We start from the raw sequence: 21,907 nt of genomic DNA on the forward strand, positions 1-21,907 counted from the left end.
TCGATCCCACGTTAACCCTCCAGTCACATTGGCGTGACCGAGGAGAGATCATGCATCGACCGTTGTTCGTCCGCAGCCCCTTGTCCGTTGCCCTGGGTTCTGCACTGCTGCTGGCCGCCGCTTCGCCAGCCATTGCACAGCAGGCCGCCGCGCAGGAAGAGAAGGCCAATGCCGCCAGCGGCGCCAAAACGCCCGTACAACTGGACCGGATCACGGTCACCGGTTCGCGCATCTACCGCGCAGGCTTCGACACGCTGGAACCGGCGGCGGTGGTCAGCCGCGAATCGATCGAGAACTACGGCGATACCAACCTCATCGATGCGGTGACCCGGATTCCCGGCGTCAGCGCGGGCGTCAGTTCGCGGGGCGACCAGGCCGGCTTCGGTGCCGGCGTCAACTTCGCCAGCAAGTTCGGCCTCGGCAGCAATCGCCTGCTGACCCTGGTCAACGGACGCCGCTTCGTGACCTCCACCCCGCCCACCATCTTTGGTGCCGGCGGCGGCTCCGGCATCCAGGTCGACATGAACGCCATTCCCAGCGTCATGGTGCAACGCATTGAAAGCCTGAGCGTGGGCGGTGCCCCCACCTATGGCTCGGACGCAATCTCCGGCGTCAACAACATCATCCTGCGCGACAAGTTCGATGGCGCCGAAGTCGAGCTCGGCTACGGCAGGACCAGCAAGAACGACAACGAGCGCTACTCCTGGTCGGCCATCTTCGGTACCGACTTCGCTGATGGGCGCGGCCACATCGTGGTGGCCGCCGAGCTGGACAACGCCGACGGCGTGAACGCGCTGCAACGTGATTTCTACCGCCAGGGTTACAGCCTGCAGGCTAACCCGACCGCCGCCAACGCCCGTAACTTCCAGCCTTGGCGCCAGCCGGGCAATGACGGTCGCATCGACGGCAGCATTCCGTTCAACACCGGGCCGGCCGACGGCATTCCCGACCAGGTCTGGATCCGCAACCGGCGCATTGCCAGCATGACCTTCGGTGGCCTGGTGATGCCGGCCACCGGCAGCTACACGCGCAACGGCCTGGGTGACATCCTTGGCTTCGGCCCGAACAAAGACAAACTGTGGCAGTTCAACAACGAGGGCAAGCTGGTCGAGTTCAACCCGGGCATCAGCTACGCGGGCGGCAATGCTTCCGGCGGTGACGGCCTGAACCTGTTCGAGACGGTGCCGTTGATCGCCGACCTCGAACGACGCTCGGTGTTCTCCACCGGCAGCTTCGACTTCACCGACAATGTGCGCGGCTTCTTCGAGCTTTCGCGATACGAAGCGACCGCCCGCGAAACCCTGGATCAGAATGTCTACAACGCCGTCTCCTTCGGCAATGCGCGCCTGGACGGTGGCGGTACAGCCAGCGGCGCGCTGACCTTCAGTGCCAGCAATCCGTTCCTCAGTGCGGAAACCCGCAAGATCCTCGCCGACAACGGTATCACCTCGTTCCGGCTGTCGCGTTCTTCGCGCGACCTGTCGATGAACAACGCCAGCACCGAAACCCGCCTGACCCGTGCGGTGCTTGGCCTGAGCGGTGCGTTCAATGTTGGACAACGCAACTTCAACTGGGAAGCCAGCGTCACCCACGGCCGTGGTGACTTCGACTACCTCGGCACCGGCCTGATCCAGCAGAACTTCATCAATGCGATCAATGTGACCACCGATGCCAGCGGCCGCATCATATGCGATGCCACCCGCCCAGGCACCACGGCCGATGCGAACTGCCGCCCGCTGAACCTGTTCGGCGAAAACCAGGCATCGCGCGAAGCCCTGGACTATGTCTCCACCCGAACCGTGGCCAAGGCGCAGACCCGTCAGACCGTGATCAACACTTCGCTGTCCGGCGGTCTGTTCGATCTTCCCGGTGGTGAGCTTTCCGTTGCAGCCGGCTTCGAACACCGCCGCGAAGAAGGCTCCTTCACCCCCAGCGAGTACCAGCGCCTGGGCCAGGGCCGCTCGGTGCCGACCCAGGCGGCCGAGGGCAAGTACCACACCAACGAAGTGTTCGCCGAAGTGCTGGCGCCACTGTTCAATCCCGACTGGGACCTCCCGGGCCTGCATCGCCTGGACCTGACCGCCAAGTTCCGCCGCGTCGACAATTCCGTCGCCGGCGCGTTCAATGCGTTCACCTACGGCATCCAGTACGAACCGATCGCCGGCCTGCAGCTGCGCGGCAACAAGACCCAGTCACTGCGCGCGCCCTCCATCGCCGAGCTCTACACCACACAACAGCCGGCCTACTACAACATCCCGGAAGTGTGCTCGCTGGACAACATCAGCGGCGGCTCCAATCCGGCGGTGCGTCGCCGCAACTGCCAGGCGTTCTTCGCCGCTTACCCGGGCGCCGATCCGAACACCTTCCGCCAGCAGCCGACCAACACGCTGGGTTCGACCAACGGCAGCACCCGTCTGCAGAACGAAACGGCGAAGTCGTGGACGGCCGGCATCGTGTTCGCACCCGAGTGGATCCCCGGCCTGCGCGTCGCTGCCGACTGGTACGACATCAAGATCAGCAACGTGATCACCTCGCTGAGCGCCAACGACATCATCACCGGTTGCTTCGACAACGCCGACTTCAATGCCGCCAACGTGCCCAATGCCAACCGCTTCTGCGGCCTGGTGACGCGTGATCCGAACACCGGCGTGGCCACCGACATCAAGACCGAGTATGGCAACGGCCCGGTGCTGATGTTCCGCGGCTGGACTGCCGAAGTCGGCTACCGCTGGGACCTGTCGCGCTTCGGCGTGCTGGACCTGGACTTCTACGGCTACATGCCGAAGAACCGTGGCCAGGCCGCGAACCGGGACGTGCCGTTCGTCGAACAGGCGGGCAGCTTCAACGAGCCCAAGCGCCAGTTCCGCTGGACCGCACAGCACCGCATCGGCAACTGGAACTACGGCGTGGCCTCCAACTACACCAGCCGCGCCCAGTACACCATGACCGATACCCCGGAAAGCCGTCAGTACTTCTATCGAGACAGCTGGACCACCTGGGACGCCAACGTCACCTACCGCATCACCGATGCCGCTCGCGTGACGTTGTCGGTGATCAACGTAGGCGACGACATCGGGCCGTTCCCGTATGTGCTGGATTCACTGGGCCGTCGCTACATGGCCAGCCTGCGCTACAACTTCAAGTAGTCCAGGCGCAGCGGTTCCACAGGCGGGGCCCGGTTTCCGGGCCCCGCTCAATCGAACAATCCCTCACCCGCCAGCCGGGTCAGCTCATCCACCACATAGCGCACCTTGGGCCGCAGGTGGCGCGTCGGTGGCCACAGCGCATGGATGTCGATGTGCCGCTGCATGTGCTCGTCCAGCACCGATTGCAGCGCGCCGGAGTCCATATGGCGACGCACCAGTGAAACCGGCATCTGGCAGATACCGAGCCCGGCGATGGCCGCTTCGATCACCGCGTCGCCATCATTGAGTTGATAGGGCGCACTGGGAATGAACGTGCCCTCGTCCTCCTCGCTGCCGATCCGCCACCAGATCGGTTGCCCGTGGCGGAAGCCGACGATGCTGCGGTGCTGCGCCAGTTCCTCCACCGCGCGCGGCACGCCATGCGCCTGCAGGTACGCCGGCGATGCGCAGGTGACCAGGCGCTGGCGCCCCAACCGGCGCGCGACCAGGTGCTCTGCCTGGTGCAGGCCCCCAAAACGGATCAGCAGGTCGATGCCCTCTTCGACCGGATCTACGAAGTGATCGGTGAAGGTCAACGTCAACTGCAGGTCCGGGTACTGCCGGCACAACCGCAGCAGCACCGGCAGCACCACCAGCCGCCCGAACGAGGACGGCATGTCGATGCGCAGCCGCCCGCTGGGCAGGCCGGCCGACCCCAGGCAGGCCTCGGCCGCGGAGATTTCTTCCAGCGCGGCCGCACAGGAGGCGTAGTACGCCTCGCCATCGGTGGTCAGTGCGATGCGCCGCGTAGTGCGATGGAACAGGCGCACCCCCAGCCGCGCTTCCAGCCGGGCGATGGCCTTGCCCACCGCCGAGCGCGAGATGCCCAGCGCGTCTGCCGCCTCGGTGAAGCTGCCCGAGCGTGCGGTAGTGACGAACGTGACCAGGCCATTCAAGGATTCCAGAGGCAGCATCGCTCTCACTCCATTGGGGACAAATAGTCCCGAACCAAGGGAGATCGAAGCGCTTTATGCGCTCGCATGTCAACTCCATCCTGTGTGCATCGCGCCGCTGGCGCCTCCCCCGCACCGAGATGACCGACATGACCGCCGCCCTCTTCCGCCCCTTCAACCTGTCAGGAACCGCTCTGCGCAACCGCATCGCGATGGCCCCGATGACCCGCGCCCGCAACCCCGGCGTCGTAGCCAACGAACTGACCGCGCAGTACTACCGGCAGCGTGCCAGCGCCGGCCTGATCATCAGTGAAGGCACGCCGGTCTCGCCGCAGGGCCAGGGCTACATCGACGTGCCGGGCATCTGGTCGGCCGAACAGGTGGCCGGCTGGAAGCTCGTCACCGAGGCGGTGCATGTCGCGCAGGGCACGATCTTCGCCCAGCTCTGGCACGTCGGCCGCATGTCGCATGCCTCGCTGCAGCCCGGGGGTGGGCAACCGGTCAGCGCCGGTACCCGCCCGGTCGCCAGCGCACCGAAGAACACCTCGTTCGTGTATCTGGACGATGGCAGCCGTGGCCATGCTGATCCCACCCCGGCGCGTGCGCTGGCCACCGAAGAGATCCCGGGCATCATTGCCGACTTCGCACGGGGCGCCGATAACGCGATCGCCGCCGGCTTCGACGGTATCGAACTGCATGCGGCCAACGGCTACCTGTTCGAACAGTTCCTCAACCCGCTCATCAACCAGCGCGAGGACCGCTTCGGTGGCTCGCTGCCCAACCGCGCACGGCTGATCCTGGAGACCGTCGACGCGATGGCCCAGCGCATCGGCGCCCACCGCATCGGCGTGCGCCTGGCACCGAACAACCTCACCTTCGACATGCCGTTCTACCCCGACAACGAAGCCACCTATCTGTACCTGGCCGAGGAACTGGGCAAGCGCGGCCTGGCCTATGTGCACCTCAATGACAACCTGCAGGGCGGCCAGTCAGTGCTGGGCGACGCCTTCCTTCAGCAGTTCAAGCAGGCCTACGCTGGCACGTTGATCCTGGCCGGCGGCATGACCCGCGAGCGTGCCCTGCAACTGGTCGAGGCCGGCATCATCGACCTGGCGGCGTTTGGTCAACCGTTCATCGCCAACCCGGATCTGGTCGAGCGCCTGCAACGCGATGTTGCACTCGCCACGCCCGACCGCAACACCTATTACGGTGGTGGCGAAGCAGGCTACCTCGATTACCCGCGCGCACAGTAGATCCATGCTGCGTGGATGCGGCCGTACCCGCACGGCGGGCGTACACTGCCCGCCCGGATTCGCTGGATGCGCCCATGGATACGCCCACCGCATCATTCATCGTCAATCTCGACGTTCCCGATCTTGCAGTGGCTGAAGGCTTCTACACCGAAGCCTTCGGCCTACGGATCGGCCGCCGCCTCGGCCCGGGCGCCGTGGAACTGCTCGGTGGACCAACGCCGTTGTACCTGCTGCAGAACGAGGCCGGCAGCGCCGCCACCGAGGACGGCGACGTGCGCGATTACGAGCGCCATTGGACGCCGCTGCACCTGGACTGGGTGGTGGATGACATCGAGACCGCACTGGCGCGTGCGGTTTCCGCGGGAGCGACACTCGAGCAGTCCGTGCGCGAGCGACGCTGGGGGCGCATCGCCGTGCTGGCCGATCCGTTCGGCCACGGCTTCTGCCTGATCCAGTTCAGTGGCGAAGGCTACGACGCGCTGGTCGAATGACCGATGCGCCTCTCACCACGGCAACGGCACCGCCTCGCCGTTGGCGCGCTCGCCGTAGTACAGCGATGGCAGCAGACGCGAGAGGAAACTGAACTCGGTGTAGCAGTGCTTGAGCAGGCCCAGGCCAACCGCATCGCTGGCATCATGCTGCGGATCGGTGCTGTCCAGGCCAAGCACGAAGCGGCTGCGCAGCACGCAGCCGAACGGCGTATCGCGTGCCACATGCAGCATCTGCCCGTCACAGGGATCACCGTGCGCATCCAGTCGCACGTGATCACCGAAGCCGATGCGCGCGGCGATCACCGCCGATACATCGCCTGCATCCAGTGCCGCCTGCAGGCGCTCTGGCACCAGCAGCGTGTGCGGGTCATGGAACTTCAAACGCGCCGCCACCGGCGGAATGTCGGCCAGCGATTCCACCGCATGGATGCTGGCGCCGTGGTAGCTGCGTCCGCGCTGCCAGGCCTCGTCCCAGCCGCGGTGCTCGACATGGTCGACCGGATGCCACCAGCGGATGTGCTGGGTGGTCTCGAAGAAGGTGAACCACCAGTCCAGCATGCGGCCCTTGCAACCGTGCAGGTCAGTGCGCACCGCCACCAGCAAGGTGCCGTCTTCGCGGCGCTGGATGCCGGTTTCCAGATGCATCGGCGCCGGGTCGAGCAGATCGTGGTGGTCCAGCCAGGCGCGGGCGTTCACAGCGGTATCCATCGGCGTCTCCTTTGGGTTGGGAGCTTCGACAATACGGAAACGCTATTCGTTTCGCAATTACGCGTATGCGGTAAGATGGGCGCAATGAACAGCACCACCCTGCCCGAGCCCTCAACGCCGACCCGCCGCCGCGGCCGTCCAGCGCGACCAGAAGCCGAGGTCCGCCATGCGGTGCTGCAGGCCACCCTGGAACTGCTGCTGGTCCAGGGGTACGAGGCCACCACCATCGAGGCCGTAGCGGCGCACGCCGGGGTGGCGAAGAAGACTGTGTACCGCCATGCCAGCAACCGCGAAGCGCTGGTCGGGCTGGCGGTGCGCGAGTGGACGGACGGCTTCGCGCCGCAGCTGCAGCGGGACGCGCACGACAGTGACGAGGTACTGCCGCTGCTGCAGGTCATCCTGCAGGCAGTGTGTGCACAGGCGCTTTCGCCGCAGGCGGTGCAGGTGTTCCGCCTGCTGGCGACCGACTTTCCCGGCAAGGACGCGCTGCTGCAGGCCTACCTGGACAACGGCATCGAGCGCTGCCGGGCGCTGCTGGCCGACTGGCTGGCGCGGCAGCAGCAACGTGGGCTGCTGCGCGAGGGAGATGCCGCGTGCATGGCACGGCTGATCCTGGCGATGGCGGTGGCCGAGCCACTACGCGAACGTGTGATCGGCGTGGTGGCCGAGGATGCGCCGGTAGAGGTGCATCTGCGTGAGTGCATGGCGTTGTTGGCGCCGGTGTTGCAGGCGCCGTAGCAGAACCCATCCGCGCATGGCCGATACTGGTGGGTGCCGACCGTTGGCCGGCACTGCATCAGCTACTGCAACTCACTCCCGCAACATATCCACGAACGCGCGCAACGCTGCCGGCATCTGCCGCTGCTTCGGGTAGTACAGCGCGAAACCGGCGAACGGTTCGCTCCAGTCTTCCAGCACCGCCACCATCTGCCCGGAGTCGATGTACGGCCGCGCGGTATCTTCCAGCACATAGGCCAGGCCGATGCCATCGAGCACGGCACTGACCACGGTGCCCTGCTCGCCCAGGGTCAGCCGCCCCGGCACATCGATCTCCAGCGCCTGCCCCTCGCGCTCGAACTGCCACTTGTACAGATGGCCGCTGGCGAAGCGGAAGCGGATGCATTCATGCGCGGCCAGATCGCGCGGGTGCCGGGGCGCGGGGTGTCGCCGCAGGTAGTCCGGCGCGCCGACGATCAGACCACGCAGTGGTGGCCCCATCGGCACCGCCACCATGTCCTCGGGCACGAACTCGTGCAGGCGCACGCCGGCGTCGTAGCCTTCGGCGACGATGTCGACCAGGCCGTCGTTTTCGGTCAGCTCCACCCGAATGTCCGGATGCGCGTGCAGGAAGCGCGCCAGCCGCGGTCCCAGCTGGGTCGGTACCGCCGCGCGGGTGGCGTTGATGCGCAGCAGTCCCGCCGGTGCGGCACGGAACTGGTTCATCTCCTCCAGCGCGTCATGCACCTGGCCCAGCGCCGGCTGCAGGCGCTCCAGCAGGCGCTGGCCGGCCTCGGTCAGGGCCACGCTGCGGGTGGTGCGGTGGAACAGCCCCACGCCCAGCCGCTCTTCCAGCGCGCGGATCGCATAGCTCACCGCCGAAGTCGACAGGGCCAGCTCGGCGCCGGCGCGGCGGAAGCTTCGGTGACGGGCAACCGCCGCGAACGCGGCCAGGTGCGAGAGATTGTCAGTGGCCATGATTGTGCAGTCTGCCTTGATGAATCATGCCGATATCCGGGCTTCTTACCCCGGGTTACGCCGCGTATTGTAAAACGCCTTTCGACAAACCCGCCAAGGATTCCCCATGTCCCTCGCCCGTGGTTACGCCGCCCATACCCATACCGACCCGCTGGTGCCGTTCGAATTCGAGCGCCGCGCCGTCGGCCCGAACGACGTGCGCATCGAGATCCTCTACAGCGGCATCTGCCATTCGGACCTGCACCAGGCCCGTGACGACTGGGGTGGTTCGATCTACCCGATGGTGCCGGGCCACGAGATCATCGGCCGGGTCACCGAAGTCGGCAGCGAGGTCACCCGTTTCAAGGTGGGCGACCACGCCGGCGTCGGCTGCATGGTCGATTCCTGCCGCCATTGCGATGCCTGCGAACACGACCTGGAACAGTACTGCGCCGAAGGCGCGACCTGGACCTACAACGGCCGCGAGCGCGCGGACGGTGCGCCGACCTACGGTGGCTATTCCGACCACGTGGTGGTCGAGCAGCGCTTCGTGGTGAAGGTGTCCGACACCCTTGACCTGAAGGCGGCCGCGCCGCTGCTGTGCGCCGGCATTACCACCTGGTCGCCGCTGCGTCACTGGAAGGTCGGCCCGGGCCAGAAGGTCGGCGTAATCGGCCTCGGTGGCCTCGGCCACATGGGCGTGAAGTTCGCCAAGGCGCTCGGCGCGCACGTGGTGATGATCACCACCACGCCGGAAAAGGGTGCCGATGCCAAGCGCCTGGGCGCCGATGAAGTACTGGTCTCGCGCGATGCCGCGCAGATGAAGGCACACGCCGGCAGCTTCGACTTCCTGCTCAACACCATCCCGGTCGGCCATGACACCAATCCGTACATGGGCCTGCTCAAGCGCGAAGCCACCATGTGCCTGGTCGGCGTGTTGACCGAACTGGACCCGCCGCTGACCGGTGGAAGCGTGATCTTCGGCCGCAAGCACCTGACCGGTTCGGCAATCGGCGGCATGGCCGAAACCCAGGAAATGATGGACTTCTGTGCCGAGCACGGCATCGTCAGCGACGTCGAAGTGATCGACATGAAGGACGTCAACGAAGCCTGGGAGCGCATGGCGAAGAACGATGTGCGCTATCGCTTCGTGATCGACATGGCGACGATGAAGAACGCCGCCTGATCGATCGGCGACTGTGAACGAAGAACCCCGGCACTGCCGGGGTTTCTTGTTTGCGTTGCACGGCCCGTCCGCCGGGCCATGCCCGGCGAGCGAAGCGGTTGCCTGCCTCCTTGGGCATGACGAAGGTCAAGGCCCCCGCCACACGCGGGGCGCAGACTCACTGCATGGCCCGCCTACCCTCCCCTGCGATGCTGATGCGTGCACCGCATCGGCTGCTGTTCTTCATCGGTGCCAGCAACCTGTTGCTGGCGATGCTGTGGTGGACGCTGTGGCTGGGTGCGCTGCGTGGCCTGTGGACGCCACAGCCACCATCGCTGCCACCAGCCTGGCTGCACGCGCTGCTGATGCAGTACCTGGTGCTGCCCAGTTTCATCTTCGGCTTCCTGCTTACCGTGTTTCCGCGCTGGATGAACCAGCCCGAGCTGCCGCGCAGCCGCTATGCACCGGTGGGGCTCGGCCTGTTCGGCGGGCAGGCGCTGCTGATTGCCGCCGCCTGCGGATGGACACCCGGGCTCTGGCCCGGCCTGCTGCTGGCACTGGCCGGCTGGAGCGCCGGATTGATCGTGCTCGGCCACGTACTCAAGGCCGCCGGCCCCAACCGTAACTGGCATGCACGTGCCTGCTTCGCGGCGTTGCTGCTCGGCTGGCTGGGCCTGCTCGCGTTCATGGCCGTAGCCTGCGGCCGTGCCACGCTGATGCCTGTGCATGTGGCGTTGGGAACGTTTGGTTTGTTGCTGCCGATCTATCTCACCGTCGCCCACCGCATGATTCCGTTCTTCGCCAACAACGTGGTGACCGGCTACGTGCCGTGGCGGCCGCTGCGCTGGCTGGCCGTGATGTGGGCGCTGATGCTGTTGCGCCTGTTGTTGATGATCCTGCAGGCCGAGGCCTGGCTATGGCTGGCCGACGCACCGCTGTTGGCGCTGTCGATCCAGGCGCTGTGGCACTGGTGGCCGCGCGGGCCGATGCCCGGCCTGCTTGCCGCGCTGTTCCTGGCGCTGGCGTGGCTGCCGATCAGCTTCGCGTTGTATCTGCTGCAGGACATCGGCCAGATGCTGGGCCATCCGCAACTGCTCGGCCGCGCGCCGCTGCATGCCCTCGCCGTGGGCCTGTTCGGCAGCCTGCTGGTGGCGATGGTGACCCGGGTCACCCAGGGCCATTCCGGCCGACCGCTGGTGATGCCGGCAGTGGCCTGGTTTGCGTTCGTCGCGCTGCAGGCGGTGGCGATCATGCGCATCGCTGCCGAACTGATGCCCGACGCCTATGCGTGGCATTTCGCCGCAGCCATCGGCTGGTTGCTGGCCTTGGCACCGTGGGTGGCGCGGCTGGGCTGGATCTATCTGAGCCCGCGGCGGGATGGCAAGCCGGGCTGACATCACCGCCGGGCATGGCACCATGGTGGGCATGTCCGATATCCCGCTCGATCCCACCGCAATCACCACCTTCGCCGATGGCGACCCTGAGGAGAATCCCTGGGTTCTCGGCGCGCCGCAGCCGGAAGCGCTGCAGGTGGTGCCCTGGTCCACGCTGTGGGCCGACCAGTTCGAGCAGCAGCGCACGCAGCTGCAGGCGACACTCGGCAACACCGCGCTGGGCATTGAACATGTCGGCTCCACCGCGGTGCCGGGCCTGCCGGCCAAACCGGTACTGGACATCGACCTGCTGGTTGCCGATCCCGCCGACGAAGCGGCCTGGCTGCCAGCGCTGCAGGCACTGGGCTACGTGCTGACCATCCGCGAACCCTCGTGGTACCAGCACCGCATGCTGCGACTGGACGTGCCGCGCGTGAACCTGCACGTGTTCGCACCTGGTTGCGCCGAGCACCTCCGCCACTGCTTGTTCCGCGATTGGCTGCGCAGCCATGAAGATGACCGCAGGCGCTATGCACAGGCCAAGCAGGCAGCACTGCAGGGCAATGCCAACGTGCAGGCCTACAACCGCAGCAAGCAGGATGTGGTTCGCGGCATCTACGCGCGCCTGTTCGCAGCGCGCGGGTGGTGACGCAACGGCAGGTGCCGGCCCCGGTTGGCACCCGCCGGAACAGTGTCAGTACGCGAACTCGCGGAACACCGGATCGACGTCGCCGTGCCAGCGGCCATGGAACAGCGCCAGCTTGCGTTCGGCCGGGGTCAGGCCGGACTCGACGATCTCCTGCAGCACGTCCAGAAACTTGCTCTCGTCCTGGCCGTCGGCATTGCGCGCCGCGCGGCGCTTGAGGCCTTCCACGGAAATCTTCACCGCCTCGCGGGCCAGGTCACGCACGCTGCCATTGCGGAACGGCAGGTTCATCGCATGCTTCGGCACGCCGTCACGCAGCGCATGACGCTCGGCCAGGGTGAAGTCACGCACCAGGTCCCAGGCGGCATCCAGAGCGGTGTCGTCGTACAGCAGGCCGACCCAGAACGCCGGCAGCGCGCACAGGCGGCTCCACGGGCCACCATCGGCGCCGCGCATTTCCAGGTACTTCTTCAGGCGCACTTCCGGGAACGCGGTGGTCATATGGTCCGACCAGTCGCGCATGGTCGGCAGCGCGCCCGGCAGCACCGGCAGCTTGGCCTGCATGAAATCGCGGAAGCTCTGCCCGCTGGCGTCGTGGTAGATGCCATCGCGGTAGGAGAAATACATCGGCACGTCGAGCAGGTAATCGACATAGCGCTCGTAACCGAAGCCATCCTCGAACACGAAGTCGAGCATGCCGGTGCGGTCGGCGTCGGTGTCGGTCCAGATGTGCGAGCGGTAGCTCAGGTAGCCGTTGGGCTTGCCTTCGGTGAACGGCGAATCGGCGAACAGCGCGGTGGCGATCGGCTGCAGCGCCAGCGACACGCGGAACTTCTTCACCATGTCCGCTTCGGTGGCGTAATCCAGGTTCACCTGCACCGTGCAGGTGCGGGTCATCATGTCCAGGCCCAGCGAGCCGACCTTGGGCATGTACGAACGCATGATCTTGTAGCGGCCCTTCGGCATCCACGGCATCTCGTCGCGCTTCCACTTCGGCTGGAAGCCCATACCGAGGAAGCCCAGCTGCAGTTCACCGGCCACCTGCGCCACCTCGTTGAGGTGGGTGCCGGTTTCCACGCAGGTCTGGTGGATGGTCTCCAGCGCCGCGCCGGACAGTTCCAGCTGGCCGGCCGGTTCCAGCGTCACCGAGGCGCCATCGCGCAGCAGGGCGATGGTATTGCCGTTCTCCTGCACAGGTGCCCAGCCGAACCGCACCAGGCCATTGAGCAGCGCTTCGATCCCGCGCTCGCCTTCGAAGGTCGGTGGACGCAGGTCATCCAGGCGGAACCCGAACTTCTCGTGCTCGGTACCGATGCGCCACTGCGCGCGGGGCTTCTCGCCGGAGGCGATCTCCGCCACCAGCTGCGAGCGGTCGGTAATGGGCGTATCGGCGACGTGGCTGGGGCTCGACAAGGGGAGGACTCGCTGGACAGTGGCAGGGGATGTGGGGCTGGGAGCCTTGCATCGCAAGGGCGCACTATAGCGTGGCGGCCCGTTGCGTCATGCGACGGTGACGGGTTTCAGCATCCTACCGACGCCCTCTTGACCCTCGTACACTCGAAGCCATGAGCCGCCATTCACGACACCCTGAGCTGCACCGCGCCGACCGTGTCGGCTGGCTGCGTGCCGCCGTGCTGGGGGCAAACGACGGCATCGTATCAGTGGCCGGCCTGGTCGTCGGCGTGGCCGCCAGCGGCGCTTCGGCCAGCACGATCCTCGCCACCGGCATAGCCGGCACCGTAGCGGGTGCGATGTCGATGGCTGCCGGTGAGTATGTCTCCGTGCAGACCCAGGCCGACACCGAAAACGCCGACCTGGCCATGGAGAAGCGTGAACTGCACGAAGACCCGCACAGCGAGCTGGAAGAGCTGGCGGCGATCTACCGTCACCGCGGACTGGAACCGGCGCTTGCGCGGCAGGTTGCCGAGCAGCTTACCGCCCACGATGCACTGGGCGCTCACGCCCGCGACGAGCTGGGCATCACCGAAGAACTGCGCGCACGCCCGCTGCAGGCGGCGATGGCCTCGGCCGGCGCCTTCACCTGCGGCGCCGCGCTGCCGGTGCTGACCGCGCTGCTGGCACCGGCCAACAAGGTGGCGATGATGACCACGGCCAGCACCCTGCTCGGCCTGTGCCTGACCGGCGCAATGGCCGCCCGGGCCGGCGGTGCTTCGCCTGCACGCGGTGCGATCCGGGTAATGTTCTGGGGCGCGCTGGCAATGGCCGCCGCTGCCGGTGTCGGCAGACTGCTGGGAGCCCACGTGTCATGACCGCGATGCTGCCACCGGCCGTCGCCCTGCTGGCGGAGATGGCCAGCCTGGCCGGCTGCGACCGCGCCGAAGGCTATGCCTGCATCACTGCGCGCCGCGAACACGGCGCCAGTTCGGTGGAAATCCCACAGCCGCAGTTCGCAATCCTGCTGGAAGGCCGCAAGCAGGTACGCACCGCGCACCAGTCGCTGGACTTCATCCCCGGCGACATCCTGCTGCTGACCCAGCGCTGCCGCATCGATGTGGTCAACACACCCGACCCGGGGACCGGCCGCTACCTCAGTGCCATCGTACCGCTGTGTGCCGAAGTACTGGCCGCGGCGCGCACGCTGTGGAGCGAAGCGCTGCCCAGCGCCGGCCCGGTGATGGGGCGGTTGCCATTGACCGAGCATGGCGCGGTGCTGCGACAGTGGCGGCAATCGCTGCAGGACGGCCGTTACAGCGACGCACGGCTGGCCCTGGCCTCGCTGGTACTGACCCTGTGCCGGCAGGGCCATGGCAACCTGCTGCTGCCGCAGGCACCGAGCCTGGGTGAACAGATCCGCGATCGCATCGCCGCCGAACCGGCCCGCGACTGGCAATCACGCGATGTGGAAGAGCAGTTCGCGCTGAGCGGCGCGACCCTGCGCCGTCGGCTGGCGGCCGAGCGCACCAGCCTGCGGCAGTTGTTGACCGAGGCGCGGCTGGCACATGGAATGACGTTGCTGTACACGACGGATCTGCCGCTGAAGACCGTGGCCGCACGCGCGGGCTACCGGTCTGCGGCGAGCTTCAGCAAGCGCTTCGCCGAGCAGTACGGGCTGGCTCCTACAGACATTTGAGGGTGTTCGGCAGGGCTGCGCCCTGCACCCGCAGAGGCAACGGCAACGGCCGAAGCAACAGCAACAGCATGCATTCCGTGGGATAGGGGGGCGGTATCGGAGTGCGGGGACGCCGCAAGTACGTCCCTGTAGGCTTGGCAGCCGCATCCATGCGGCTGACACCCCGCACTCCGATACCGCCCCACCTTCGACAGGTTCACTCGGCTGTTGGTAGGTGTCGACCTTGGTCGACACATCTGTCAGATATCGAATGAAATTCTGGGGTCATATCCGTTTTCCTGCGGAAAACGGATATGACCCCCAAGAGCATTTCCAACAGATCGCAGAAAACTGTCGAAGGCGGGGTGGGTCCGGTTGCGGGAGTGTCCGCGGCATGGATGCCGCGGCCAAGCCCCCATGGACGGGTTTACGGCGTCTCCCGCAACCGGACCCACCCCGCCATCCCACGGATAGCCCGCTGTTGCTTCGGCCGTTGCTGTTGCTTCGGCCGTTGCTGTTGCTTCGGTCGTTGCCGTTGCCTCTGCGGGTGCAGGGCGCAGCCCTGCAGACACCCCTTCCATGAGCATTCCGCGTAGTGGTTTGAGCGCCGCGCACACACCGGCCACGGCACGCTATGCAGCAACGGAATTGCCCGTCATCCACCGAGAACCGCCATGACCCTGCGTCCCCTGCCGCTGCACCACGCCCTGCTGTTGGCCCTGTCATCCCTGCCACTGGCCGCGCTGGCCGAAACCACGTCGCCTGCCCCCACCCAGCAGGTCCCAGGCGTCTACCACCAGCGCGTCGGGGCGCTGCAGGTCACCGCCCTGTTCGATGGCGTGGTCGCGCTGGGTCGGCAGGAAGTGGTGGACGTGCCGCCGACGCTGGTCAGCCGCTTGCTGGAAGGCCGTTACGTGCCCGAAGACAAGAAAGGCCTGCAGACCGCGATCAACGCTTTCCTGGTGCGCCAGGGCAATCACCTGACCCTGGTCGATACCGGTACCGCACAGTGCTTCGGCCCCGGACTGGGCCAGGTGCTGGGCAATCTGCGTGCTTCCGGCGTCGACCCGGCCGAGGTGGATGACGTGCTGCTGACCCATGCCCATCCGGATCACCTGTGTGGCGTACTCGACGCGCAGGGCAAGCCGGCCTACCCGAACGCCACGGTGTGGCTGTCCAAGGCCGATGCCGGTTACTGGCTCAACCCGGCCAGCGAGGCCAGTGCACCGCAAGGCGTACGCTTCGCCTTCCCACTGGCACGCAACGCGGTGGCGCCGTACCAGGCCAGCGGCCACCTGCGCACGTTCAGCCCCGGCGATGCCCTGCCCGGTGGCGCGGTGGCGATGGATACCCATGGCCATACCCCGGGCCATGTCTCCTACCGGTTCGACAGCCTGGGCCAGTCGCTACTGGTGTGGGGCGATGTGCTGCACTTCCACGCGGTGCAGTTCGCGCACCCGGAGGCCGCGTTCGAGGCCGATTCGGACCGCAAGGCGGCCATCGCCAGCCGCCGCAGCCTGCTGCAGCAGGCCACCGCCAACGGCTGGTGGGTGGCAGGTGCGCACCTGCCGTTCCCCGGCCTGGGCCATGTGCGTGGCGAGGGCAAGGCCTATGCGTGGGTGCCGGCGGAGTATTCGCCGTTGAAATGAGGTGCCACCGGGCCTGGTGGCGTTGCCGGCCAGCGGCCGGCACTACCGGGCATCAGAGCGGTAGCGCCCGGCCGCCAGCCGGGCGACCGAAAATGCCTTATTCCAGCCCCAACCAGCCGCCGATGATGCCGCGGGCTTCGTCCACACCGGTGCGGGCGGCGCCGGAGAACACCTGCACGCTGACCGTATCACCGAAGGAGGAGTGCAGTTCCTTGCGCACCTTCTGCAGGGTCTGCATCTGCTGGCTGCGGCTCAGCTTGTCGGCCTTGGTCAGCAACGCATGCGCCGGCAGGCCACGCTGCACGGCATAGGCCAGCATCTGCCGGTCGTAGTCCTTCAGCGGGTGGCGGATATCCATCACCACCACCAGGCCCCTCAGCGCATTGCGGGTGCGGAAGTAGCGGTCGATGAAGGCCTGCCAGTGCGCCTGCAGGTCCAGCGGCACCTTGGCGTAGCCGTAACCGGGCAGATCGACCAGATGGGCTTCCGGGGTCACCTGGAAGAACACCAGCTGCTGGGTGCGGCCAGGGGTCTTGGAGACACGGGCCAGGCTGTTCTGCCGGGTCAATGCGTTGAGGGCACTGGACTTGCCGGCGTTGGAGCGGCCCGCAAAGGCCACTTCGGCCCCCTCATCGGGCGGCAGCTGCCCCATGTTGTGGGCAGAGAGGTGGTATTGGGCGCGTTCGATGAGCAATGACATGTGCATAGGATCGCATGTTGCGGCACCGCGCGCCCGGCCCAGGGCCCTCCGCCGGGAAAATGCTGCACTGCTGCGTTGACCGTGCGCGGAAACGGCGTTGATAATCCGGGCGATGCCGTGGCTGCCGCCCGGCCCGGTCCATACGGAGCTTTAGCATGCGCCACGCTCGCGTTCTTGCCGTATCCGCCCTTGCCACTGCCGTAGTCGTTGCCGCCGCTGCGTTCGCGCAGACCACGTTGACCCCGCTGCCCGACAACGGGCCGATCAACACCGCCTCGCTGGAGGTCGATTTCAGCAAGACCCACTGGGGCGATGCCAAGGCCGGCCAGACCAAGGCCTCGGCCTGCGCGGCCTGCCATGGCGCCGACGGCAACTCCACGGTGGAGATGTACCCGTCCATCGCCGGCCAGAGCGAACGCTACGTGGCCCAGCAGATGGCCCTGATCGCCAACGGCCAGCGCAGTTCCGGTGCGGCGGTGGCGATGGTGCCGTTCGTGCAGAACCTCACCCCGCAGGACATGCGCGACATCGGCGCGTTCTTCGCCACGCAGAAAGCCACCGCCGGCATCGCCGACGACACGGCGGTTACCGAAGGCCCCTACAAGGGCATGAAGTTCTACGAGATCGGCCAGCAGCTGTACCGCGGCGGCGACGCCAAGCGTGGCCTGCCGGCCTGCATGGCCTGCCACGGCCCCAGCGGCGCTGGCAATCCGGGCCCGGCCTACCCGCATATCGGTGGCCAGCACGCCAGCTATGTCGCGCGGCGCCTGCAGGAATACCAGGCCGGGCAGACCCACGAAACCGACAAGGCGCACTTCCAGATCATGGCCACGGTCGCGCAGAAGCTGAGCGAGCAGGAGGTGCAGGCGCTGTCCAGCTACCTGCAGGGCCTGCACAACAAGGCCGATGACGTGGCTGCCGCGCCTGTACCGGCACAACCGGTCGCCGCCCCCTGACCACCATTGGTCGGCCCGGGCCGCCACCACGGCCTGCGCCTGCGGTATGTTTCCTTCACGCCGGCGACCGCGCCGGCGTTGCTTTTTTCAACGGAGATGCGTGTCGATGAGGTTGATTTCCCGCCTGCTGTTGTCTTTGCTGGTGCTGCTGCCGCTGGTAGCCTGCGCCGCCACCCCCGCCAATGCCCCGCTGGTTGAAGGCAAGGATTACGAGCGCATCGCCCAGCCGGGCCCGTTCCAGCCGCTGGCCGGCAAGATCGAGGTGGTCGAAGTCTTTGGCTACACCTGCCCACACTGCGCCCATTTCGAGCCGCAGCTGGAAGCCTGGGCGGCCAAGCTGCCGGCCGACGTGCGCTTCACCCCGGTCCCGGCCGCATTCGGTGGCGCCTGGGATGCCTGGGCGCTGGCCTACTACGCCGCCGACCAGGTAGGCGTGGCCAAGCGCAGCCACGCGGCCGTGTTCAAGGCCCTGCATCAGGATGGCTCGCTGCCGATGCAGAACGTCTCGGCCGATGAGCTCGCCAACTTCTACAAGGCCTATGGCGTGACCCCGGACCGCTACATCCAGGCCCTGCGCAGCGATGCGGTGCAGAAGAAGGTCGACGCGGCCCGCGCCTTCGCCCAGCGCACCAAGATTCCGGGCACCCCGGCGATCATCATCAACGGCCAGTACCTGGTGCGTGGCAACAGTTTCGACGACCAGCTGCGCATCGCCTCGGCGCTGATCGCCCAGGCCCGCGCCGCCCGCGGCCGCTGAACCAATACACACCATCGACACGGCGCTGTCGCCGCCGCATGTCATCATTTCCCTCTGGCCGGCACTGGTTGCCGGCCCCACCTATCCAGATGCTGGAGACGTTTCCATGAAGATCCGTTACGCCCTCGCACTCGCAGCGCTGCTGCCGATCCTGGCCGCCTGCAAGGCCGACGATGGCAGCACCAACACCACCGCCGCCCCGGCTGAGCCGACCGCCGCTCCGGCCACCACCGAGCCGGCTGCGCCTGCCGCTGGCGCCGAAGGCGCCGCCCCGGCCGCTGCCGAAGGCGAGAAGGCCGCGGCTGAAGCCGCCCCTGCCGCTGCACCGGCCCCGACCACCACCGCACTGACCGGCCCGGCCCCGGTGGAAGGCGCCGACTACCAGGTGATCCCGAACGGCCAGCCGTTCCAGCCGGCCGCCGGCAAGATCGAAGTGACCGAAATCTTCGGCTACGTCTGCCCGGCCTGCGCCGCGTTCCAGCCGCTGGTCGGCCCGTGGAAGGCCGGCCTGCCGAGCGACGTGAACTTCGTCTACGTGCCGGCCATGTTCGGCGGCACCTGGGATGACTACGCCCGTGCCTTCTACGCCGCGCAGACCCTGGCCGTGCAGGAAAAGACCCACGAGGCGCTGTACGCCGCCATCCACTCGCAGAAGACCCTGAAGGGCGAGCGCGGCCGTGACTCGGTGGACGACATCGCCAAGTTCTACGGCGCCTACGGCGTGGATCCGAAGCAGTTCGCCGCCACCATGGGCAGCTTCGCGGTGAATGCCAAGACCAACTCGGCCAAGCAGTTCGCCCAGCGCAGCCAGATCAGCGGCACCCCGTCGATCATCGTCAACGGCAAGTACCTGGTGAAGGGCAAGAGCTTCCCGGACATGCTGCGCATCGCCGACCACCTGATCGCCCGCGAGCGCGGCGCGGCCCAGGCTCACTGATCCAAGAGAAGCTGTTCCCGGCCGTGACTTCCCCCCACACACGGACCCTGCGCTTGCTGACGGCCAACATCCAGGCCGGCTCAAGTACCCGCCGCTACAGTGACTATGTGACCCGCAGCTGGTCACATGCGCTGCCGGCGGGTCGCAAGCGCAGCAGTCTTGACGCGATCGCCACCTTGGCGCGCGAACACGACATCGTCGGCCTGCAGGAGGCCGACCCGGGCAGCCTGCGCTCGGGCTTCACCAACCAGACCCACTACCTGGCCCAGCGCGCCGGCTTCAACTACTGGAGCCACCAGCCGAACCGGCGCATGGGCGGGGTCGCCTCCAGCGCCAATGGCCTGCTGAGCAAACTGGAACCGGTGGAAGTACAGGACCACGCCCTGCCCGGCCGTATCGGCGGGCGCGGCGTACTGCTGGCCAAGTTCGGGGATGGCGAGGATGGCCTGGCGGTGGCGGTGGCCCATCTGTCGCTGGGGGCGGGTTCGCGGATGTCGCAGCTGGGCTTCATCGCCGAGCTGCTGTCCGACCACCCCAATGCCGTACTGATGGGCGACTTCAACTGCCTGGCCGAACGCCCGGAAATGCAGGTGCTGTACCAGAAGACCCGGCTGCAGCCACCCGGCTGCATCGTGCCGACCTTCCCCAGCTGGCGCCCCGACCGCGCCATCGACCACATCCTGGTCAGCAGCGGACTGCAGACCCGCACCGTGGAAGCCGTACCGGCGGCGTTCTCCGATCACCTCGCGCTGGCGATGGCGATCGACGTACCGGCCAACGCCCTGCGCTGACGCGCTGCCGCTGCGCTCGCCGGGCATGGCCCGGCGCTACCGACCCTGGTAGGGGCCAACCTTGGTTGGCGCGCCGCTCTGGTGGGTGCGGACCACTGCCCTGGTGGGTGCCAACCTTGGTTGGCACGCTGCCCTGGTGGGTGCGGACCGTTGGTCCGCACGCTCTCCGCCGGGCATGGCCCGGCGCTATCCCGCCTGCACCACCGGCACCTTCAGCCGCCGCGCGGTCATCGTGCTGCCCACCGAGGCCAGCACCGTGCAGCCGATCGCCAGCCACTGCAGCCCATGCAGGTGCTCGTGCAGCAGCAGCATCGCCCACAGCGCGGCCACCGCCGGCTCCATGCTGATCAGGATGCCGAAGGTCTCCTTCGGCAGGCGCTTGAGCGCCATCATCTCCAGCGACATCGGGATCGCGCTGGACACCAACGCCACCAGCAGGCCAGCAGCCAGGATCTTCGGATCAAGCAGCGCGGCACCAGCATGCACCACGCCCACCGGTACCACCACCAGCGACGCGGCCAGCAGGCCCAGCGACACCGAATGCCCGGCGTGCAGGTGGCCGGCACGCTTGCCGAACACGATGTACAGGCCCCAGCACGCCGCCGCACCCATGGCATACAGCACGCCTGCCGGATCCAGCGCCGGGCCGCCACCGATCGGCAACAGCAACAGCAGCCCCACCGCCGCGCAGCCCACCCACAGGAAGTCGATCGGTCGTCGTGATGACAGCATCGCCACCGTCAGCGGGCCGGTGAACTCGATGGCCACCGCGATGCCGAAGGGGATCGTGCGCAGGGCCATGTAGAACAGCAGGTTCATCAGGCCCAGGGTGAGCCCGTAGCGCAGGATGGTGATCGCATCCACGCGGCTGGTCTTCCAGCGCCACGGCCGCCAGAACAGCAGCAGCAACAGCGCCGAGAAGCCCACCCGCAGTGCGCTGGTGCCCTGCGCGCCGATCAGCGGGAACAGGTGTTTGGCGTAAGACGTGCCGATGGCCAGCGAAGTAACCGAACCCAGCACTGCCAGCGCCGGCAACATCGGCGCGAATCGTGAAGTCTGCATGCGCAAAGTCTATTGCGCCGGCGCCGAGCACTTGGCTCAATTGACAGCCCGTTCGTGCAACTTCTGCTCGCCATGGCCACCGCCCCCGTGCTCGACAGCTTCGACCGCGCCATCCTCGACCTGCTACAGCGGGACAACACCCTACCGCAACGCGAAATCGCCGAGGCCGTGCACCTGTCCACTCCAGCGGTGCAGCGCCGGATCAAGCGCCTGCAGGACAGCGGTGTGATCGCGGCCAATGTGGCCGTGGTCGCTGCGGCGAAGGTCGGACGACCGCTGACCATCATCGTCGAGGTGCGCGTGGTCAGCGAGCAGCGCGAACGCGTGGCGCCGTTCAAGCGTCGCGTGCAGGACGACCCGGCCGTGCAGCAGTGCTATTCGATCACCGGTGACGGCGATTTCCTGCTGCTGCTTTCGGCGGCGTCGATGGAAGAATACGAAGCGATTACCGAGCGCTTGTTCGGCGGCGACGACAATATCGAGCGCTTCCGCACCTCGGTGGCACTGGGCACGTTGAAGCGGAGTTTCGAGGTTCCGCTGGTACCGGTTCTGTAGAGCCGAGCCAGACTCGACTGCCTTTTGACCGCAAAGCTGAAG

21 protein-coding genes are annotated in these 21,907 nt (G+C 67.1%); 15 read left to right on the forward strand and 6 right to left on the reverse strand.

Annotated features, from left to right (window positions below; translation table 11 throughout):
• The first annotated feature begins 50 nt into the window (after positions 1 to 50).
• Positions 51 to 3,146 (forward strand): TonB-dependent receptor domain-containing protein, encoded by a 3,096-nt coding sequence (locus AC3ITW_RS18490; RefSeq protein ID WP_006384675.1) that lies wholly within the window; start codon positions 51 to 53, stop codon positions 3,144 to 3,146.
• A gap of 47 nt (positions 3,147 to 3,193) precedes the next feature.
• Here AC3ITW_RS18490 and AC3ITW_RS18495 read toward each other — a convergent pair whose 3' ends face one another.
• Positions 3,194 to 4,099: a LysR family transcriptional regulator gene (locus AC3ITW_RS18495; RefSeq protein WP_006384676.1), complete on the reverse strand. Its 906-nt coding sequence runs from the start codon at positions 4,097 to 4,099 to the stop codon at positions 3,194 to 3,196.
• Positions 4,100 to 4,227: 128 nt separating this feature from the next.
• Between AC3ITW_RS18495 and AC3ITW_RS18500 the strand changes: the two genes are divergently transcribed.
• Both AC3ITW_RS18500 and AC3ITW_RS18505 read left to right on the forward strand, forming a co-directional pair.
• Complete coding sequence (locus AC3ITW_RS18500) at positions 4,228 to 5,331, forward strand: alkene reductase (protein WP_100435266.1); 1,104 nt, start codon at positions 4,228 to 4,230, stop codon at positions 5,329 to 5,331.
• 74 nt (positions 5,332 to 5,405) lie between these two features.
• Positions 5,406 to 5,822: a VOC family protein gene (locus tag AC3ITW_RS18505; protein WP_032972188.1), complete on the forward strand. Its 417-nt coding sequence runs from the start codon at positions 5,406 to 5,408 to the stop codon at positions 5,820 to 5,822.
• A 12-nt stretch (positions 5,823 to 5,834) separates the two neighbouring features.
• Here AC3ITW_RS18505 and AC3ITW_RS18510 read toward each other — a convergent pair whose 3' ends face one another.
• On the reverse strand, positions 5,835 to 6,530 hold the full coding sequence (locus AC3ITW_RS18510; protein ID WP_006384679.1) for a DAPG hydrolase family protein: 696 nt from the start codon (positions 6,528 to 6,530) through the stop codon (positions 5,835 to 5,837).
• Positions 6,531 to 6,605: 75 nt separating this feature from the next.
• On the opposite strand from AC3ITW_RS18510, the gene AC3ITW_RS18515 reads away from it, so the two are divergent.
• A complete protein-coding gene (locus AC3ITW_RS18515; protein ID WP_032972190.1) occupies positions 6,606 to 7,268 on the forward strand; it encodes a TetR/AcrR family transcriptional regulator in 663 nt (220 codons plus the stop codon).
• 72 nt (positions 7,269 to 7,340) lie between these two features.
• Here AC3ITW_RS18515 and AC3ITW_RS18520 read toward each other — a convergent pair whose 3' ends face one another.
• Complete coding sequence (locus AC3ITW_RS18520; protein WP_006384681.1) at positions 7,341 to 8,225, reverse strand: LysR family transcriptional regulator; 885 nt, start codon at positions 8,223 to 8,225, stop codon at positions 7,341 to 7,343.
• Positions 8,226 to 8,331: 106 nt separating this feature from the next.
• Between AC3ITW_RS18520 and AC3ITW_RS18525 the strand changes: the two genes are divergently transcribed.
• From AC3ITW_RS18525 to AC3ITW_RS18535, 3 genes are all read left to right on the forward strand, one after another.
• Complete coding sequence (locus AC3ITW_RS18525) at positions 8,332 to 9,390, forward strand: NAD(P)-dependent alcohol dehydrogenase (protein WP_006384682.1); 1,059 nt, start codon at positions 8,332 to 8,334, stop codon at positions 9,388 to 9,390.
• Between the two features lie 116 nt (positions 9,391 to 9,506).
• Positions 9,507 to 10,763, forward strand: coding sequence for an NnrS family protein (locus tag AC3ITW_RS18530; protein WP_006384683.1), 1,257 nt, complete (start codon positions 9,507 to 9,509; stop codon positions 10,761 to 10,763).
• Between the two features lie 31 nt (positions 10,764 to 10,794).
• Positions 10,795 to 11,391, forward strand: coding sequence for a GrpB family protein (locus AC3ITW_RS18535; protein ID WP_032972196.1), 597 nt, complete (start codon positions 10,795 to 10,797; stop codon positions 11,389 to 11,391).
• 45 nt (positions 11,392 to 11,436) lie between these two features.
• Here AC3ITW_RS18535 and AC3ITW_RS18540 read toward each other — a convergent pair whose 3' ends face one another.
• A complete protein-coding gene (locus AC3ITW_RS18540; RefSeq protein WP_032972191.1) occupies positions 11,437 to 12,801 on the reverse strand; it encodes a glutamate--cysteine ligase in 1,365 nt (454 codons plus the stop codon).
• A gap of 152 nt (positions 12,802 to 12,953) precedes the next feature.
• On the opposite strand from AC3ITW_RS18540, the gene AC3ITW_RS18545 reads away from it, so the two are divergent.
• From AC3ITW_RS18545 to AC3ITW_RS18555, 3 genes are all read left to right on the forward strand, one after another.
• Positions 12,954 to 13,658 carry a VIT1/CCC1 transporter family protein gene (locus tag AC3ITW_RS18545; protein ID WP_006384686.1) on the forward strand — a complete coding sequence of 235 codons (705 nt, stop codon included), beginning with the start codon at positions 12,954 to 12,956 and terminating at the stop codon, positions 13,656 to 13,658.
• Positions 13,655 to 14,479 (forward strand): helix-turn-helix transcriptional regulator, encoded by an 825-nt coding sequence (locus tag AC3ITW_RS18550; protein ID WP_006384687.1) that lies wholly within the window; start codon positions 13,655 to 13,657, stop codon positions 14,477 to 14,479. Before AC3ITW_RS18545 ends, AC3ITW_RS18550 begins: the two co-directional genes overlap by 4 nt.
• Positions 14,480 to 15,132: 653 nt before the next feature.
• A complete protein-coding gene (locus tag AC3ITW_RS18555; protein WP_100435249.1) occupies positions 15,133 to 16,107 on the forward strand; it encodes an MBL fold metallo-hydrolase in 975 nt (324 codons plus the stop codon).
• Between the two features lie 97 nt (positions 16,108 to 16,204).
• On the opposite strand, the gene yihA is transcribed toward AC3ITW_RS18555, so the two are convergent.
• On the reverse strand, positions 16,205 to 16,807 hold the full coding sequence (yihA, locus tag AC3ITW_RS18560; protein WP_041864681.1) for a ribosome biogenesis GTP-binding protein YihA/YsxC: 603 nt from the start codon (positions 16,805 to 16,807) through the stop codon (positions 16,205 to 16,207).
• Positions 16,808 to 16,962: 155 nt separating this feature from the next.
• Here yihA and AC3ITW_RS18565 point away from each other — a divergent pair, with 155 nt between their 5' ends.
• The 4 genes from AC3ITW_RS18565 (at position 16,963) to AC3ITW_RS18580 (ending at position 20,248) form a co-directional block, all read left to right on the forward strand.
• Entirely contained in the window at positions 16,963 to 17,763 is an 801-nt protein-coding gene (locus AC3ITW_RS18565; protein WP_012512095.1) for a c-type cytochrome, read from the forward strand.
• A 106-nt stretch (positions 17,764 to 17,869) separates the two neighbouring features.
• Positions 17,870 to 18,520 carry a thiol:disulfide interchange protein DsbA/DsbL gene (locus AC3ITW_RS18570; RefSeq protein WP_100435248.1) on the forward strand — a complete coding sequence of 217 codons (651 nt, stop codon included), beginning with the start codon at positions 17,870 to 17,872 and terminating at the stop codon, positions 18,518 to 18,520.
• 106 nt (positions 18,521 to 18,626) lie between these two features.
• The gene (locus AC3ITW_RS18575) at positions 18,627 to 19,457 is read left to right on the forward strand and encodes a thiol:disulfide interchange protein DsbA/DsbL (RefSeq protein ID WP_100435247.1); all 831 of its coding nucleotides are present in this window, start codon (positions 18,627 to 18,629) and stop codon (positions 19,455 to 19,457) included.
• 53 nt (positions 19,458 to 19,510) lie between these two features.
• Positions 19,511 to 20,248 carry an endonuclease/exonuclease/phosphatase family protein gene (locus AC3ITW_RS18580; RefSeq protein ID WP_012512097.1) on the forward strand — a complete coding sequence of 246 codons (738 nt, stop codon included), beginning with the start codon at positions 19,511 to 19,513 and terminating at the stop codon, positions 20,246 to 20,248.
• A 186-nt stretch (positions 20,249 to 20,434) separates the two neighbouring features.
• On the opposite strand, the gene AC3ITW_RS18585 is transcribed toward AC3ITW_RS18580, so the two are convergent.
• Positions 20,435 to 21,310, reverse strand: a complete 876-nt coding sequence (locus AC3ITW_RS18585; RefSeq protein ID WP_012512098.1) for an EamA family transporter — start codon at positions 21,308 to 21,310, stop codon at positions 20,435 to 20,437.
• A 72-nt stretch (positions 21,311 to 21,382) separates the two neighbouring features.
• Here AC3ITW_RS18585 and AC3ITW_RS18590 point away from each other — a divergent pair, with 72 nt between their 5' ends.
• Positions 21,383 to 21,865, forward strand: coding sequence for an Lrp/AsnC family transcriptional regulator (locus tag AC3ITW_RS18590; RefSeq protein ID WP_006391525.1), 483 nt, complete (start codon positions 21,383 to 21,385; stop codon positions 21,863 to 21,865).
• The last annotated feature ends 42 nt before the right edge of the window (positions 21,866 to 21,907 follow it).

Source organism: Stenotrophomonas sp. KH_052, assembly GCF_057838755.1.